The following is a 16,330-nucleotide window of genomic DNA, read 5'->3' as shown; positions in this document are numbered from 1 at the left end:
TAAATACGTTCATGTATGGGTCTGCTTCAGAAATTGAAATCTGCCCTCGGGCTTGACGGGACTGGGTCATCCACGTCGGGAACCAATCGCGACGTGGACGTGACCGTCGAGCGAGAGCCCTCTACTGAAGACGAAGACGCTGTGAAGGGGACGAACACCGCGACGACTACCGAGACCCACACATCCGATACCACGGACGGGGCCGGGACTGAATCAGGGGATGGGAGTGCAACATCTGCTCAGACGGCCGAGTCGGAGACTGCGGCGTCACCGACTGCGACCGACGACGAATCGACATCTGCGACCGATGCTTCTCCAGCAGGGTCCGAGCAAGAACCAGTGGTCGACGACGAAGCCAGCGACTCGGAGGCCACCGCTGACGAAGAACCGGCCGAGGCTGATGCCGAGACTGAGGACGAGGAAAGTACTGCCCCAGTCACGGAAATAAAGGGTATCGGTCCCGCCTACGCCGACCGACTCGCTGATATCGGTATCGAGACGGTGGGCGAACTGGCCGCTGCGGATGCAGCGGACATCGCCGCAGACACCGACCTCTCAGAGAGCCGCGTTTCGGGCTGGATCGAGCGGGCCGAAGACTTCTGAAACCGTTGACGTTCCGTCTTTTTGCGCCGAACCGCAAGGGAATTAGTCGCCGCACTGTTTTCGTTCGGTAATGCAATCGGTCGAAACCGACCGGACCACGTTCACCGACCTTGCGGCCGACGCGCATCCAGCGGCGCGCGTCCCTGTCGAGGTTCGAGTGGACGTCGATGACCCGTTTCTCGCCTATCGCCGGGCGCGCGACGAAACTGGCGGCGTGTATCTGGCGACGACCGGCGGCCAGTCGGGGTGGGGTTACTTCGGGACCGCTCCGGCGGACTTCCGCGAGGTCGACCCCCGAGCTGGCGGGACCCTCGCCGCACTGACTGAGTTTCTCGACGGCGAGCGGCTGGTCCGTGGTGACTGCGACGTGCCGTATCCCTGCGGAGCCGTTGGATGGCTCTCCTACGACGTGGCGCGGGAACTGGAGTCACTGCCCGACAGCGCCGATGCCGACCGCGCACTCCCAAACCTGCAGGTGGCCCGCTACGACCGCTTCGCCGCTTGGGAGGAACCCCGCGGTGAGTCGGTGACGCTGCGCGTGACAGCCTGCCCGCGGGTCGACGACTTTGAGACGCCCGAACTGGCCTACGAGTTCGGCAAGCAGCACGCGCTGGACTTGGCGCGGGCAGCGGCACAGGGCGACCCCAGTGTCGAGGATCCGCCGGTCGAGACCGATGAAGCAACCTTCGAGAGTGACTGCACGCGCGAGTCATTTGCTGACCGAGTCCAAACGGTCAAGCAGTACATCCGCGACGGCGACACGTTTCAGGCGAACGTCTCACAGCGTCTCCGCGCACCCGCCGCAGTCCATCCGATTGAGGCTTTCGACGCGCTTCGAACTGTGAACCCCGCACCGTACTCTGCCCTGCTTGAGTTCCCTGGCGTTGACCTCGTCAGCGCCAGCCCGGAACTCCTCTTGCACCGCGATGGCGACCGTATCGAGACCGAACCCATCGCTGGCACCCGCCCGCGGGGCGAGACGCCCGACGCTGACGACCGACTGGAAACGGACCTGCTCGACGACGCGAAGGAGCGCGCCGAACACGCGATGCTCGTCGACCTGGAGCGCAATGACCTGGGGAAAGTGAGCAAATTCGGGAGCGTGGAAGTGTCTGACTACCGCCGCGTCGACCGCTACTCCGAGGTAATGCACCTCGTCTCGGTTGTCGAGGGCCGACTCCGCGACGGCGCGTCTCTGCAGGACGCCATCGCTGCGGTGTTCCCGGGCGGCACCATTACCGGCGCGCCGAAACCCCGGACGATGGAGATTATCGACGAGGTCGAGGCCACGCGACGAGGACCGTACACCGGCTCCATCGGCCTGTTCGGCTTCGATGGCCGGGCGACGCTGAACATCGTCATCAGAACGCTGGTCCGGTACGCCGAGGAGTACCACCTCCGCGTCGGTGCCGGGGTGGTTCACGATTCGGACCCGGACCGCGAGTATCAGGAGACGCTGGACAAGGGCCGCGCGCTCGTTAACGCCGTCGACGAGGCGCTGGGCCGGCGTGTCGACCTTGCCATGGAGGACCAGCAATGAGCGGCCACCGTGGCGGCGACGATAGCGGCAACAACACTGCGGGCGGCCCGGCGACGGACTCGCTGGCTCCGACCGTACTGGTCATCGACAACTACGATTCCTTCGCGTACAACCTCGTCCAGTACGTCGGCGAGGTGGTTCTCCGACTGGGCGGGACCGAGGACGATGTGGTCGTTCGGCGCAACGACGCCATTGCTGTCGAAGGTATCCGGGAGATGGACCCCGATGGCATCGTCGTCTCGCCGGGGCCAGGGACGCCCGAGGATGCCGGCGTCTCGATGCCGATATTCGAGGAATTGGAATACCCGACGCTAGGGGTTTGTCTCGGCCACCAGGCACTGTGTGCGGCCAACGGCGCGCCAGTCGGCCACGCCGAGGCGGTTGTCCACGGCAAGTCTTCGTCGGTTACCCACGACGGCACAGGTGTGTTCGAAGACATCTCGGACCCGTTCGAGGTCGGGCGCTACCACTCGCTGGCGGTCGACCGCGAGAACCTCCCCGACGTACTGACCGAGACGGCATACACTGTCAGCGACGACGCTGAGGCCGCTGCGGTACCGGAGTCAGCCGACGCTGCCACCGCCGACGGCACGGACGAGTCGCAGGTCGTCATGGGCGTCCGCCACAGCGACCGCCCGCATATCGGCGTGCAGTTCCACCCCGAGAGCATCCTGACAGACCACGGCAAGACCATGATCGAGAACTTCTGCCTACTATGCAATACCACGTAAACGGGACGCTCGTCCCCGAGGACGAGGCAACGGTGTCGGTGCGCGACCGCGGGTTCATGTACGGCGACGCGGCGTTCGAAACGCTCCGGGCCTACGGCGGCGAGCCGTTCCGGTGGGACGCCCACCGCGAGCGCCTGCAGCGGACGGCCGAGACGCTGGGCTTCGCTGACGCCGTGCCCGAGGACCTCGGGGAGCGCGTCGACGAGACGCTCGCGGCTAACGACCTCGAGGAGGCGTACGTCCGGCTGTCTGTCACGCGGGGCGTCCAGCCCGGGAAGCTCACGCCGGGGAGCGATGTCGACCCGACGGTCGTCGTCATCTGCAAGGAACTCCCGAGGGGCGGCCTTGACGGCGAACGCATCTGGGATGAGCCGGCGTCAGTCCAGACGGTTCGGACTCGGCGGATTCCCAGCGAGGCCGTTCCGGCGGACGCGAAGACCCACAACTACCTCAACGGGATTCTCGGCCGGCTCGAACTCCGGAAGGCCGCTGCTGGCGGCGAACCCGCCGACGAGTGTCTCATTCGGGACACGGACGGGAATCTGGCCGAAGGGGCGACGAGCAACCTCTTTTTCGTCACGGACAACGGCCTCCGGACGCCGAGTACGGACCTCGACCTGCTGCCGGGGGTCACCCGCGACGTGGTAATGGACATCGCTCGCGGCGAGGATTTCCCTGTCGAGACCGGTCACTATTCGCTCGATGCCCTGCGTGACGCCGACGAGGCGTTTCTCACCAACTCGACGTGGGAGATCCGCCCCATCGAGACTGTCGACGGCATCTCCGTGGGGAGCGGACCGATGACGAAGCTCCTGCAGCGACTGTTCGACGAGCGTATCGAGGAGCGCCATTACTGAGGCCGATTCAGTTCTGGTGGTCGTCCCCTCAAGACGAGAATAGGGCCGGGACCGGCGGTTTGAAACGGCTCACATCCTTACGGATGCGTAGTATGGACGAGGACAGCCGTATCGTTGCGCTGGATGAAGTGCCCGACGATGGAACCTTTCTGTTCACTGTTCGTGACGGGTTCGACACAAAAGAAGCGATTATCGTTGAGTTGTCCGACGCCGTCGTCGCGTTCGAGAACTACTGTCCACACTGGACAGATGTCCGGCTTGACAAAGGCAGTGGGGCGACGGTTCGTAACGGGGAACTGGTGTGTGAGAAACACGGGGCGACGTTCGAATCCGAGTCGGGGCTGTGTAACTACGGTCCCTGCGAGGGGGCAGTGCTGGAGGAAGTCGCGATCACTACTGAGGACGGTGATGTCTACCTGACCGACGAGCGCTACGAGTTCGAAAATCAGGGGCCCTCCGGCAATCATGACCTTTCCTCACGCGGTCGCATCGGCTTCTCCGGGAACTGAGCGCACAGAATCGATGCCGCTGGGAATCGCCCTCCTATCAGCTGATTCGGTACGCCGGCTCCGAGACGGCCTCGCATTTACACTCCGGGCACCGGCTCGGTCGGTTCGTCAGGTCGTCGAAGTCCGTGAAGCCGCACTCCTCGCACTCGGGTGGCGCAACAAGGAGCTGTTCGTCGGTCGATTCCAGAGATTTCGAGATATGCTCTACGTGTGTGAGCGCGTCGCTGGTCTGTATTTCGAACTCGTTTGCGATTGTCCCGGCGGCCATCGCTTTGTCGCGTAGTTGGTCAGCGATGCGCTGGCGCGTCGTCCGACTTGCCTCGCGCATGGGAAAAATTGGCATCCGACTGTTATAGGCTTTGTTCTGTTCTCGTGGCGCCACCGTTGCCGTCTCCCGGACAGTTCCTCGCTCCGTCACGGTACTTTATCACCGACGGCGGTGAACAGCGAGACCAATCGATGTTCGATAGTATCCTTGTGCCGACAGACGGAAGTCCCGGTTCCGAGCGTGCGTTCGAGGCTGCCGCGACGCTTGCACGCACTCACGACGCCACCGTCCACGTCCTCTCGGTCGTTGACGAGCACGGACCCACGGACGACTGGGACTACGACGGCGACTCTCCGGCGGAAGCCTTCATCGAGTCCCAGGCCGACCACGTCGACACCGAGGGCCTGTCCATCACCGCCGCGGTCCGCGAGGGAGTCGTCCACGACGCGGTCCTCGACTACGCCGACGAGACCGGTATCGACCTCATCATTATGGGAACGCACGGGCGAACCGGCGTCCGGCGGTTCCTCCTCGGGAGCGTCACCGAGAAAGTCGTCCGCCTCGCCGACGTGCCCGTCCTTTCTGTCAAAGCCGACGCGGAGCCGGGAACCATCTCATTCGACGACATTCTGCTCCCGACTGATGGCAGTAGCGGCGCGGAGGCAGCTATCGAGCCGACGGGCACACTCGCAAGCGAAACCGACGCGACAGTCCATCTCGTTTCGGTGGTGGACACGCGGTCGCTCGGTATCGATGTGGGGTCCACCGTCATCGTTGACGAACTGGAGTCGGTCGCGACGGATGCCGTCGAGGATGGCTCGGATCAACTCACTAAGATGGGAGTCAAAGCCGTTGAGACAGCAATCACTCACGGTATCCCGTATCAGGCCATCCTCGACGCCATTGAGGACACTGATGCCGACCTCGTCGTCATCGGGACCCACGGTCGCACGGGTGTCGACCGCTACCTGCTGGGCAGCGTTGCCGAAAAACTGGTCCGAACCTCGCCGGTTCCGGTGATGACCGTTCGAGCGTCGGACGTCGGCGAGGAAAGCTAACACCGCTCCCAGCGGTGTATCGTGGAATTATAGCCAGCCGGCGAGACGACGCTCGGACGGCACTCGACCGCCTATCCGAAGTTCTCGACTTTCGCGTCGTCAGTGCTGACGCCGGCAGCTTCGAGCGCTTCCGTGGCGGCGTCGAGGAAGTCCGCGAAGCCGTAAATGAACACCTGGCCGCCGTCTTCGATGGCGTCGGCGACTGGCTCAGTCAGGGATTCCTCGCTGTCGATGACCGAGACGAGCGCCCCGGCCTCGGCGAGCGCGTCCAGTCGGTCCTCGTGGACCGGCGCATCGTCCTGATACACGACTGCGGCCTTGTTGCCGTCGTCCAGTGCGCGCTCGGCGATACCCACGGCTGGACCGACGCCGGGCCCACCGGCGAGGACGACAGCGCGACTCTCGCCTTCGTAGTAATCCGACCCGAACGGCCCGGCGATGCGGACACCGTCGCCCGCTTCAAGCGCGCCGAGCTGGGGGGCTAGCTCGCCGTCGGGGTCGATGCCGACGGTAATCTCGAACGCCTCGTCGACTGTCGGCGAGGAGATTGTGTAGAACCGCGAGATGTCCTCCCCGTCGACGCCCAGCGTCAGCTTGACGAACTGCCCCGGCTGTGCGTCGAAGGCCTCCGGTGTCTCGAAGTCGATCGCCACGGTGTCCGGTCCGACATCTCGGACGGCAACCACGTCGAGGACTTGTTCATCCATACCTGAGAGTTGCCGTGACTGGGCAAGGGGGTTACGGTCGCGGAGTTTCACGCCTACCGGCATCAGTTGCCGGCATTTTCTAACATACGGGTGATTATGCCGCTTTTCACTCGAAACTACCCCGGAATTCACTCGAAAGCGAGTAGTGCGCGCGCGGGCGGTTACGGAAGGCTTTTCCTACCACGCTGGCTACCCGAGGGATATAATGCCAGAGGACCTGAACTGGGCCATCGGCGGCGAAGCCGGCGATGGAATCGACTCCACCGGGAAGATTTTCGCGCAGGCACTCTCCCGGGCTGGTCGACACGTCTTCACCTCAAAGGACTTCGCCTCCCGCATCCGTGGCGGGTACACTGCCTACAAGGTACGGACGTCAGTCGACCGCGTCGAGAGTGTCGTTGACCGCCTAGACATCCTGATTGCACTCACAGAGCGCACCATCCACGAGAACGAGGACGAACTCCACGAGGATTCCGTCATCATCTACGACGGTGAGCGCTCGACGATGCAGGACGTGGAAGTCCCCGGCGACGCGACGGCACTCGAAGTACCGCTGAAACGACTCGCCGAGGACGCGGGTGGGGCCATCATGCTCAACGTCGTCGCCCTCGGCGCGGCGTGTGAAGTCACTGGCTTCCCCATCGAGAACCTCGACGAAAGCCTCGAAAAGCGCTTCGGCGACAAGGGTGAGGCCATCGTCGAGAACAACAAGGAAGCCGCCCGGAAGGGACAGCACTACGTCCAGGAGGAGTACGGCGAGTTCGACTACGACATGGAGACGACCGACGAGGACTACGTGCTTCTCAACGGCGACGAGGCCATCGGCATGGGTGCCATCGCCGCCGGCTGTCGCTTCTACTCCGGCTACCCAATCACGCCAGCGACGGACGTGATGGAATACATGACCGGCCGTGTCGACCAGTTCGGTGGCAAGGTCGTTCAGGCCGAAGACGAACTCTCCGCGATCAACATGGCGCTTGGCGCGGCACGTGCCGGTGCCCGAGCCATGACCGCCACGTCCGGTCCGGGTATCGACCTGATGACCGAGACGTTCGGGCTGGTCGCCACCAGCGAGACGCCGCTGGTCATCTGTGACGTGATGCGTTCCGGTCCGTCGACCGGGATGCCGACCAAGCAGGAGCAGGGCGACCTCAACATGACACTGTACGGCGGCCACGGCGAAATTCCGCGGTTCGTCGTCGCTCCGACGACTGTCTCGGAGTGCTTCTGGAAGACCGTCGAGGCGTTCAACCTCGCCGAAAAATACCAGACGCCGGTCTTCCTCGTCTCGGACCTCGCAATGGCCGTGACGGAACAGACCTTCTCCCCCGAGACCTTCGACATGGACGAAGTCGAAATCGACCGCGGGAAGGTCGTCGACGAGAACGAGATCGACGCCTGGCTGGACGAGAAGGGGCGCTTCCAGGCCCACTTCGCGGCCGCAGACGGGGTCTCGCCGCGTGCGTTCCCCGGCACGACCGACGGCGCGCACATGACGACCGGCCTCGAACACGACGAACTCGGCCGGCGGACCGAAGACACGGACGTGCGTATCGAGCAGGTCGACAAGCGCCAGCGGAAAGTCGAGACCGCCCGCGAGCAGGAGGACTTCGACTACCGCGAGTTCGGCGACTCCGACGCCGATACGCTCGTCATCTCCTGGGGCTCCAACGAAGGAGCCCTGCGCGAGGGGCTGACGCTGCTGGAGGAAGACGGCTACGACGTGCGGTTCCTCTCGGTGCCGTACATCTTCCCGCGGCCGGACCTCTCCGAAGAGATCGAAGCCGCAGAGGACGTCATTGTCGTCGAGTGTAACGCCACTGGCCAGTTTGCGGATGTCATTGAGCACGACGTCCTCGAACGGGTACAGCGCATCAACAAGTACAACGGCGTGCGGTTCAAAGCAGACGAACTGGCAACCGAGATCAAGCAAACGCTTGACACACCCCCGGAGGCAACACAATGAGTTCCGACGTTCGCTTCACAGACTTCAAATCCGACAAGCAACCGACCTGGTGTCCCGGCTGCGGTGACTTCGGGACGATGAACGGCATGATGAAGGCACTGGCAGAGACGGGCAACGACCCCGACAACACCTTCATCGTCGCCGGTATCGGCTGTTCCGGTAAGATCGGGACGTACATGCACAGCTACGCGCTCCACGGCGTCCACGGCCGCGCGCTGCCGGTGGGCATCGGCGTGAAGATGGCCAACCCGGACCTCGAAGTGATGGTCTCGGGCGGTGACGGTGACGGGTACTCCATCGGTGCCGGCCACTTCATCCACGCGGTGCGGCGCAACGTCGACATGAGCTACGTCGTGATGGACAACCGGATTTACGGGCTGACCAAGGGGCAGGCCTCGCCGACCTCGCGTGAGGACTTCGAGACCTCGACCTCACCTGACGGGCCGAACCAGCCGCCGGTCAATCCGAAGGCGCTGGCGCTGGCTTCCGGTGCGACGTTCATCGCGCAGTCGTTCTCCTCGAACGCACAGCGACACGCCGAGATCGTCCAGAAGGCCGTCGAACACGACGGCTTCGGCTTCGTGAACGTCTACTCACCGTGTGTGACGTTCAACGACGTGGACACCTACGACTACTTCCGCGACGCCATCGTGGACCTCGACGAGACCGACCACGACCCGGCGGACCGCGACCAGGCCAAGGACAAGATCCTCGAAAGCGAGAAGGAGTACATGGGCGTCCTGTATCAGGACGAAGACTCCGTTCCCTTCGAGGAACGCGAGGGCGTCGAGGGCTCGATGGCTGAGATTCCGGACGGCGCGCCTGAGGGCGCGATGGATCTCGTCCGCGAGTTCTACTAAGTACCTTTTTGCGCCTCGGGTGCGCTTCGCGCACCACTCGGCGCAAAAATCTACGCTAAAAAGGCCGGAATCGAGGCCACAGCCTCGATTCCGGTGAAACGGCGGCCTGCGGCCGCCGTATGCTACCTGCTGTTTCTATTAGCTTACCGAGGGGGCCGTCTTTACTAACGGACATTGGCAGCGAGTTGTGGCGAGTGTAACGCTGCCGAATGGTTTCATTTATGACAACCGGCTGAGGACTGTACAGAGATGGGTGGCACGCTCGACTATGACGAAGCGGAAGCCCGGCAGGAGGAAGCGATATACAGAACACCGGCCGCAGCGGCGCGTCGGGAGCGAGTCCGGGGCCTGCTCGCACCCGAACCAGGCGACACCGTTCTTTCTATTGGCTGTGGGCCGGGCTTCGAGCCGGCGGAGATCGGCTGGGCGGTCGGCAACGAGGGACACGTTCACGGTATCGACCGGAGCCAGGCGATGCTTGAACTCGCCCGAGAACGCTGTGCCTCGCTCCCGCAGGTGACCGTGTCACAGGGAGACGCCGGTGACCTTCCAGTGGCCGACGAATCGGTCGATGCGGCCGTTGCGGTGCAGGTGTTCGAGTACCTCGAAACAGTTTCTTCGGCGGTTGCAGAACTGGCCCGAGTCCTGCGGCCCGGCGGGTCCGCTGTCGTCTGTGACGCTGATTTCGCGTCGCTTGTCTGGCGCAGTCCCAATCCAGAGCGAATGGCCCGCGTCCTCAGGGCGTTCGACGACCACTGCCCGCAGCCACGGCTCGGCTCCCGTCTGGCCCCTGTTCTCCGTGAGGCTGGGCTGACGGTCGACCGGGTCGAACCGAACACTATTGTCAACACCCGACTCGAAGAAGAGACGTTCGCGTATCATCTCATGCAGTTCATTGAGGACTATGCGGCCGACCATGGAGCTATCGGGCGGATGGCGGCACAGGCCTGGGCGAACGACCTCCGGGAGCAGGAGGTCGCCGGGGAGACGTTTTTCAGTTTCACACAGTACTGCTATCTCGTTCGCAAACCTGCGTCGCGGTAGGTCGGCGATATGGTGGAGGCGAAGCGCCAGACACCATGTCCTCCGGGCCCACACACAATAGAATCGGGTTCGGACCCATATGCTGGTATCCCTAACAAAATGCATGCACGTTTTCTGGCATCAGCGGGACCTCCGAATACCGGACAATCGAGGGTTGACTGCCGCCGCCGCGGACGACGAAGTACTGCCGGTGTACGTTCTCGACACGGACCTGCTGGCAAACATCGGGAAGCGGCAAAAAGCGTTTCTGCTGGCTGGTGTCCGGGCGCTGAAACAGGCGTATCGGGACCACGGCGGGGAGTTACTCGTCAAGAAGGGGACCGCCGTTGATGTGCTTTCGAATGTTGTCGATGAGTACGATGCCGACCGAGTGTACTACAACGAGCATTACCGGCCCGCGCGGCGGAACCGCCAGCGGCGAGTCGACGAAGCGCTTCCGACGAAATCGCTGACTGACCTCGTGCTCGTCGACCCGGCAGGGCTCGATAGCCAGTACGAGAACCACAGTCGCTTCTACGACGACTGGCAGGCCCACCACAAGCTACCGCCGGTCAGCAGTCCGGACTCGGGGTCACTCGTCGACGTGTCGGACCCGACGACAGCGCCGACCATTGAGACGGAGATGGACCTGCCGACGCCCGGCTACGAGGGCGCACGGCAGCGGTACGACGACTTCCTCACCGGCGGCATCGAGACGTACAACGATACCCGAGATGATATGCAGGCCGCCGTCGAGCGGCCGACCAGCGCAGTCTCGCGGATGTCGCCGTACCTCGCAGCGGGGATGATCGGCATCCGCGAGATGTGGCGCGATGCCTCTGACCGACATACAGAAGCCACTGGCGACGCCCAGCGGAACATCCAGAAGTACCGCTACGAACTCTCGTGGCGCGAACAGAGCTACCACCTGCTGTACTACAACCCAACGCTGCTGTCGGAGAACTACAAGACGTTCCCGAACCGTATCGAGTGGGAAAACGACGAGGACAACTTCGAGGCCTGGAAGCACGGCGAGACGGGGTATCCATTCATCGACGCCGGGATGCGCCAGCTCGAACAGGAGGGGTACATCCACAACCGGCCGCGCCAGAACGTCGCGTCCTTCCTCACAAAGCATCTCCTCGTCGACTGGCGCGAGGGGGCGCGACACTTCCGGAAGCGACTGGTCGACCACGACCCGGCTAACAACGCCGCCAGCTGGCAGTGGACGGCCTCGACCGGGACCGACTCCGTGGACGTGCGAATCTTCGACCCGGTCGCACAGATGAGCAAGTACGACAGTGGGGCGGACTACGTCACCGAGTACGTTCCGGAACTTCGTGGCGTTCCGTCGACCAAGATCGTCGACTGGCCGACGCTCTCGGACGGCGAACGCGAGGAACTGGCCCCGGACTACTACCACCCAATCGTTGACCGGAACGCCGCCTACGAGCGCGCACAGCGCGTGTTCGAGACAGCGCTGGGGAAGCGGTAGTCGGTTCGAGCGCGTTGCTGACGCCGTTTTCAGTCCTTGTCGACCATCACTTCACTGGCCTTGATTACCGCCGACACCTCGTCGCCTTCGGCAAGGTCGAGTCGGTCGGCGGACCCGCGTGTGATCGTCGACGTGACCGTCTCGCCGCCGTCCAGTTCGATGACGATCTCCGCCATCACTTCGTCCGTCGTCACCGAGCGAATCGTCCCGCTGAGATTGTTCCGGGCACTGAGTGCCATACGAATTAGTTAGGTAGGTAACAGTAATACAGTTGTCATCCCGGGAAGTATGGCCGCGGGGCTGGCAGGCAGACAGCCGGTATGGTCATGATTCGGCCGTGAACAGCCATGCCGACACCGCGATAGCTCCGGTGACGCCCGTGAGCCAGATGTCCGTACTCAGATACAGCCCCGGCGTTGGCGGGTGGTACTGTGTCAGGGGCCACAGCACTTCGTACGACCGTCCGGAGGCCTTCAGCAGGAGCGCATCGGCAAACAGGTGACTGGCCGCCCCGAGCGACAGCAACCCGACCACGCGCCGTCGGTCGGAGCGGTTCACGACGACCGCCCCTACGAGAACGGCGACGAACGCGCCGCCGAGCGTGTGGACGCCCAGCCAGTCAAAGGGGATGTCCAGCGCCGCCTCGACGGTCGCGGAGTCCACTAGGAGCTTGATTTTCGCCATATCCGGAATAAACGCGCCCGCCATACCCACAGTCACATACTCGCCAGTGAGCCAGTCGTACCGCAGTGACAGGAGGGTACAGATGGTGAACGCGATGAAAGCGTGCGAGAGCAGGTCCGGCATCAGGCACGCACCTCCTGCACCTGTGTGCGGAGAGCCCGTATCGGCCGGAGTGGCTCCTCACGCCGGCATAGTGCCCCTGTCTGCCAGTTCAGCCGCCAACCACAGACTAGCCGTCCGAGGGTCCACAGGCCGGCGAGGGCAGAAACGAAGTACATCGCAACGTAGTTTGTCGCGGGCACACTCACGCTGTTCTCCGCGGTGATGGTCCAATCCGGGCCGAGCGTCCCGTACACCTGCAGCGATTCGCCTTCGGCGACGGCTCTGTCGACGTTCCGGACCACGATCGCGAGTGTGCCGCTGTAGCGTTTGCCGTTGGCAGCGTACTCGTACTCGACGGCGATTTCGACCGGCTCAGTTCCGGTGACCGTGCCAGTCACCTGAACAGACTCGCCGACGTACCTGTCGTAGTCCGCAGCTAGTGCGTCCTCTGCGGGATAATCGCCCAGTTCGGAGGCCGGCGTGGCGGTGCCGAATCCGACCATGAGTGCGAACAGCACGGCCAGCAATCCGCAGATAGCTGCGGCCCTGCCCACCCACGAGTGAAGCATTCAAATCTCGGTGCGGGCGGCGGGATATAAACTCTGGCGCTTGGGTCGAATCGATATCGCTCGTGCGCCTACTCAGGCTTGCCGGGCAGGACGTCCGGGTCGCCGGAGCGGTAGATGTACTCGACAGCGACGCCGGTCAACGGCGAGTCGGCGGCCGTTGCGTAGGACTTCGCGAGGTCGAGGTACTGTTCGGTCACGTCGACAACGCGCCGATAGGCGGCTTCGTCGTCGGGCGCGAGCAGGTACTCGGCGGTAACGGGTGTCAGTTGCCCCTCCGCGCGGTCGTCGTCGTAGTCGTCGACGTCGTCGAGCCACACCTGTGCGCCGATGATGGCGAGGACGATGGCCTTGGCGAACTCGTCGTCGATATCGAGGCCAGCGAGTCGGTAGAGGTCAAGCATCCCGTCGTAAAGGACGCCGACACGGGCGTACTGGGTCTTGCTGTAGGGGAGTTCCTTCTCCGTCTCCGTGAGTGTCGCTGGCTCCTCGCCGTACTCGGCGAACTTGTACGCCTCGCGGATATCGGTCAGGGCATCGGCGTCACCGTCCTCGGCCGCGGTCATCAGCTCCCGGAAGTAGTCGTCACGGTCCTGATGGGCTTCGCTGTAGTCGACGGCCCACTGGTACGCGTTCTCGACAACAGGTGGCATGTCTTCCAACAGACCGTCAAGATGGGACTGTAGCGCGGATTGGGCGACCTCGGCGACTCGGCGGCGGTCGGCCTCGCTCGCGTCAAAGTCAACCTCGAAATCTTCGAACTCGTCGTCATTGATGGCGTCGCGCATGTCGCCGTCGATGAGCGCCTCGATAGAGAGACGGGTCATCTGCTCGGCGCGGACGACCATCTCACGGGGGGCGAGGTCCTGTGCCGGCCCCTGTTCCAGCGCCGTCTCGTCGACTGTTGGAACCCCGTCGGCGATAGCGTCAATGACAGGGTCACCGGGTGCTTGCTGACGAGCGTTGCGGTAGACGTAGCCCAGCGTTAGCTGTGCGGGCAGAATAAGTTTCGTGTCATAGGAGAACTCGACTGGCCGGCCGAACTCGTCTTCGAGGGCGTCCTCGATGCGGTCGGTTACGTCGTTGACCATCGCCTCTGTGCGCTCGTCGATCTCGGATTTCAGCGAGAGACTGCCGGCGTCGAACACGCCGGTGTCCGCGTAGTATCCCAGCACTGCCCGTAGTGCCGTGGGAAGCCGCCGCCTGTCCGCGAGCACGCCCGCGCCTGTCTTGAGAACCATTGTATGTCGCCCCGGGTGTTCCCGTCATGGTAGTGGGGCCGTCTTTACCCTTTCGAGAGCGCCCTCGGTGGATTCGGAAAGACTGATTACCGACAGGAAATACTCACAACCATGCGCGAGCGCTTTGACGTGGTAATAGCCGGAGCCGGGCCTGCCGGGGCGCAGTGTGCCCGTGATCTAGCGGAGCGAAACTACGAGGTGCTCGTTCTCGAAAGCGAGCCCGAAGACGGGTTCCCGCGTCAGAGCAACAAGTCCACCGCCGGGACATTCATGTCGGCGATGACGGGCTTTGCCATTCCCGATGACGTGGTGATGAACTACACGGACAACGTCGTCCTTGAGTCCCCTAACGACCACTACGTCCGCAATCAGACCGGAGCCGTTCTGGAGTTTGCGGAGTTCAAACAGTGGCTTGTCTCGGAGGGACGAGACAAGGGCGCGACCTACCGCTTTGACTCCCGCGTCTCGGCCCCCATCATGGAAAACGGTGAGATCGTCGGTGTCCGCTATGACGGCGACGAAGAGGTGTATGCGGACATCGTCATCGACGCCACCGGCCCTGCCGCGCCGCTGGCGAAGGAACTTGACGTGTGTAACCTCCAGCGGAATCATCAGGCTATCGGCGTCGAGTACGAGTTTGAGGGCGTCGAAGTCGACCACGACGACTACGCTGACCTCCGAGATGCGATGATGCTCCGCCTGGATCACGACCTCGCCCCGGGTGGCTACTCCTGGATTTTCCACACCGGCGAAGACACGGCGAAAGTCGGCCTCTGTTACATCCAGAACGGCTCCCACCAGAAGTACGCGAAAGACGGGATGGGCATCGACGACTATCTCGAGTACTGGCTCGATTCGGACCCCCGGTTCGATGACGCCGAGCGAATCGAGGGCACACAGGCCCACCGCGGGTCGGCCCACATCCAGCCCCCTGACTCGATGAGCACGGACAACTTCATGGCTATCGGCGATACTGTTCCGACCGTCGACCCGCTGTGGGGCGAGGGGATTCATAAAGGGATGAAGTCGGCCCGCGCCGCCGCCGCAACGGCTGATTCGGCGCTCAAACCAGACGAACCCGACACCTCGGCGGAGAACCTCTCTGTCTACGACCAACTCTGGCACAGCGAGGTGGCCCCGAAACACAACGCCCGCCTGATGATGACGGAACTGCTGTATCTCGCCCCGAACGAGCGGTACGACCAGCTGATGGACGACCTCCGGAGCACCGGACAGGACACCCTTCGGCAGATCAACGGCGGCGACCGTCGGGCGATTGCGAAGCTAACCCACCTCTCGGATATGCCGATTCTCGTCGAATACGCGCGCCGCCGCCTCGATATTTGAGGCGACCGCGCGAAGTGCGGCAGGTTTTTTTCCGCCGGCCCGGAGTTTCAGACGATGGGAACCCCCGTTGGTGTAGTCGGTGACGACGCCCTGGCAGATGTGCTTCGAGACGCCGGCGTGGCAGTTGAACGGGGTAGTGACGGCGCTGTTCCGAAGGCCGACCGAGTCGTCGCTGTTGGCGAGGACGCCGTCGCTACCGTGGCACGGGCCAAGGGTGACCCGCTTGTGTTGCCGGTCGCGGCTGGTCGCGGCGTCCGGTCAGTACCACGGGACACCGCTGTCGCCGCCGTGTCGGGGCTTGCTGACGCCCGGATTGAAACGCATCCCGTTCTCCATGTGACGATGCCTGATGGGACGGTCGAGCAGGCATTCTGGGACGTGACCCTCGTCACTGCTGACGCCGCCCGCATCTCCGAGTTCACTATCGCGTCGACAGCCGACCGCATCGGACAGTTTCGGGCCGACGGTGTCGTCATCGCGACGGCCGCTGGCTCACCGGGCTACGCCCACCGTGTCGACGGCCCGATTCTGGCGCCGTCGAATCAGGCAGTCGTGGCACCGATCGCACCGTTTGCGACCGACCCGGACCACTGGGTGTTGCCTGTCGACGGACTCAGTGCCTCGATTGAGCGCGACGAGGCGACTGTCGAGTTACTTGTCGATAACCGGGTTTCGCGCCACGTCAGCTATCAGGAAAGTATCACGATCTCGCTCGGGTCATCCGTTCGGACTGCTGTCGTCGACGAGAGCCAGTCCAGGTTCGAGTGAGATTG

The 16,330-nt window shown here is 63.5% G+C and carries 18 protein-coding genes; 12 read left to right on the top strand and 6 right to left on the bottom strand.

The annotated features are described in order from the left end of the window. The first annotated feature begins 15 nt into the window (after positions 1-15). The 5 genes from G9463_RS05665 (at position 16) to G9463_RS05645 (ending at position 4,240) form a co-directional block, all read left to right on the top strand. Positions 16-603 (top strand): helix-hairpin-helix domain-containing protein, encoded by a 588-nt coding sequence (locus G9463_RS05665; protein WP_011223184.1) that lies wholly within the window; start codon positions 16-18, stop codon positions 601-603. Positions 604-673: 70 nt separating this feature from the next. Then, the gene (gene pabB / locus G9463_RS05660) at positions 674-2,143 is read left to right on the top strand and encodes an aminodeoxychorismate synthase, component I (protein WP_165896208.1); all 1,470 of its coding nucleotides are present in this window, start codon (positions 674-676) and stop codon (positions 2,141-2,143) included. Next, on the top strand, positions 2,140-2,874 hold the full coding sequence (locus tag G9463_RS05655) for an aminodeoxychorismate/anthranilate synthase component II (protein WP_011223186.1): 735 nt from the start codon (positions 2,140-2,142) through the stop codon (positions 2,872-2,874). Before pabB ends, G9463_RS05655 begins: the two co-directional genes overlap by 4 nt. Further along, positions 2,859-3,731, top strand: a complete 873-nt coding sequence (locus tag G9463_RS05650; RefSeq protein ID WP_165896207.1) for an aminotransferase class IV — start codon at positions 2,859-2,861, stop codon at positions 3,729-3,731. Before G9463_RS05655 ends, G9463_RS05650 begins: the two co-directional genes overlap by 16 nt. 92 nt (positions 3,732-3,823) lie before the next feature. Further along, the gene (locus tag G9463_RS05645; protein WP_007190455.1) at positions 3,824-4,240 is read left to right on the top strand and encodes a Rieske 2Fe-2S domain-containing protein; all 417 of its coding nucleotides are present in this window, start codon (positions 3,824-3,826) and stop codon (positions 4,238-4,240) included. A 37-nt stretch (positions 4,241-4,277) separates the two neighbouring features. Here the strand turns inward: G9463_RS05645 and G9463_RS05640 are convergent, their stop codons facing one another. After that, positions 4,278-4,568 carry a transcriptional regulator gene (locus tag G9463_RS05640; RefSeq protein WP_007190454.1) on the bottom strand — a complete coding sequence of 97 codons (291 nt, stop codon included), beginning with the start codon at positions 4,566-4,568 and terminating at the stop codon, positions 4,278-4,280. Positions 4,569-4,699: 131 nt separating this feature from the next. Between G9463_RS05640 and G9463_RS05635 the strand changes: the two genes are divergently transcribed. Next, on the top strand, positions 4,700-5,566 hold the full coding sequence (locus G9463_RS05635) for a universal stress protein (protein WP_049944759.1): 867 nt from the start codon (positions 4,700-4,702) through the stop codon (positions 5,564-5,566). Between the two features lie 71 nt (positions 5,567-5,637). Here G9463_RS05635 and G9463_RS05630 read toward each other — a convergent pair whose 3' ends face one another. Beyond that, on the bottom strand, positions 5,638-6,273 hold the full coding sequence (locus G9463_RS05630; RefSeq protein ID WP_165896206.1) for an FAD-dependent oxidoreductase: 636 nt from the start codon (positions 6,271-6,273) through the stop codon (positions 5,638-5,640). 205 nt (positions 6,274-6,478) lie between these two features. Between G9463_RS05630 and G9463_RS05625 the strand changes: the two genes are divergently transcribed. The 4 genes from G9463_RS05625 to G9463_RS05610 all read left to right on the top strand — a co-directional run bounded on the left by G9463_RS05625 (position 6,479) and on the right by G9463_RS05610 (position 11,617). Beyond that, on the top strand, positions 6,479-8,239 hold the full coding sequence (locus G9463_RS05625) for a 2-oxoacid:acceptor oxidoreductase subunit alpha (RefSeq protein ID WP_004961782.1): 1,761 nt from the start codon (positions 6,479-6,481) through the stop codon (positions 8,237-8,239). Then, positions 8,236-9,099, top strand: coding sequence for a 2-oxoacid:ferredoxin oxidoreductase subunit beta (locus G9463_RS05620; protein ID WP_004961781.1), 864 nt, complete (start codon positions 8,236-8,238; stop codon positions 9,097-9,099). Before G9463_RS05625 ends, G9463_RS05620 begins: the two co-directional genes overlap by 4 nt. 249 nt (positions 9,100-9,348) lie before the next feature. Next, complete coding sequence (locus tag G9463_RS05615; RefSeq protein WP_121303003.1) at positions 9,349-10,143, top strand: class I SAM-dependent methyltransferase; 795 nt, start codon at positions 9,349-9,351, stop codon at positions 10,141-10,143. A 103-nt stretch (positions 10,144-10,246) separates the two neighbouring features. Next, entirely contained in the window at positions 10,247-11,617 is a 1,371-nt protein-coding gene (locus G9463_RS05610; protein WP_165896205.1) for a deoxyribodipyrimidine photo-lyase, read from the top strand. A gap of 29 nt (positions 11,618-11,646) precedes the next feature. On the opposite strand, the gene G9463_RS05605 is transcribed toward G9463_RS05610, so the two are convergent. The 4 genes from G9463_RS05605 to G9463_RS05590 form a co-directional block, all read right to left on the bottom strand. Then, on the bottom strand, positions 11,647-11,856 hold the full coding sequence (locus tag G9463_RS05605; protein ID WP_007190449.1) for a molybdopterin-binding protein: 210 nt from the start codon (positions 11,854-11,856) through the stop codon (positions 11,647-11,649). Between the two features lie 85 nt (positions 11,857-11,941). Continuing rightward, the gene (locus G9463_RS05600; protein WP_011223194.1) at positions 11,942-12,424 is read right to left on the bottom strand and encodes a metal-dependent hydrolase; all 483 of its coding nucleotides are present in this window, start codon (positions 12,422-12,424) and stop codon (positions 11,942-11,944) included. Beyond that, complete coding sequence (locus G9463_RS05595; protein ID WP_165896204.1) at positions 12,424-12,972, bottom strand: hypothetical protein; 549 nt, start codon at positions 12,970-12,972, stop codon at positions 12,424-12,426. Before G9463_RS05595 ends, G9463_RS05600 begins: the two co-directional genes overlap by 1 nt. A 68-nt stretch (positions 12,973-13,040) precedes the next feature. Next, the gene (locus G9463_RS05590) at positions 13,041-14,210 is read right to left on the bottom strand and encodes a hypothetical protein (protein ID WP_165896203.1); all 1,170 of its coding nucleotides are present in this window, start codon (positions 14,208-14,210) and stop codon (positions 13,041-13,043) included. 111 nt (positions 14,211-14,321) lie between these two features. Here G9463_RS05590 and G9463_RS05585 point away from each other — a divergent pair, with 111 nt between their 5' ends. After that, positions 14,322-15,557 (top strand): digeranylgeranylglycerophospholipid reductase, encoded by a 1,236-nt coding sequence (locus tag G9463_RS05585; protein WP_004961756.1) that lies wholly within the window; start codon positions 14,322-14,324, stop codon positions 15,555-15,557. 54 nt (positions 15,558-15,611) lie between these two features. Beyond that, on the top strand, positions 15,612-16,325 hold the full coding sequence (locus G9463_RS05580; RefSeq protein ID WP_127013259.1) for an NAD(+)/NADH kinase: 714 nt from the start codon (positions 15,612-15,614) through the stop codon (positions 16,323-16,325). Positions 16,326-16,330 lie beyond the last annotated feature (5 nt).

This window comes from Haloarcula sp. JP-Z28 (genome assembly GCF_011440255.1).
Taxonomy (GTDB): Archaea; Halobacteriota; Halobacteria; order Halobacteriales; family Haloarculaceae; genus Haloarcula; species Haloarcula marismortui.
This window is presented reverse-complemented; position numbering and strand designations above follow the sequence as displayed.